Source organism: Bacillus sp. mrc49 (assembly GCF_002803435.1).
On record NZ_PHNG01000291.1, the window covers coordinates 1 to 432 of the forward strand.

Sequence of the window (432 nt, forward strand, 5' to 3'; positions counted from 1 at the left end):
CAAGTGCATGAAAAAAGAATCAAATAATGATATTACTATATAGAATAGGTTAGGGCATATTATATTTGAAGCATTTTTTATGATATATGGATAAATAGGTCACCTTCTTTCTATATAATCTTAACCAGATGAAGACATCCGGACAGAATTCTTCGTTTCTGTAGGGATATATGTTAAAATTAACTTAGTTCTGAAACTGTCATTGGGGGAATAGCCGATGGATACCTCTGCTAAAGATGAAATGATTTTTTCGTTTGCTGACTGGTTGAGAGACCAAGGCAAATCAGATAATACGATCAAAACGTATACTGGTGTCCTTTCACAGTTTTGTGACCAGACACAAAAGATATTGATGGAGATTGATTCTGAAGATGTTCAGGATTATCTTGATAATTTAGAAAATTGCAAGAAAAGACCAGGGACAATTGAAAA

General features: G+C 33.1%; 1 protein-coding gene. It reads left to right on the forward strand.

Annotated features, from left to right (window positions below):
- Window positions 1-217 precede the first annotated feature (217 nt).
- The coding region (locus CVN76_RS02005) for a phage integrase N-terminal SAM-like domain-containing protein (RefSeq protein WP_198512432.1) at window positions 218-432 on the forward strand (215 nt) is incomplete at its 3' end.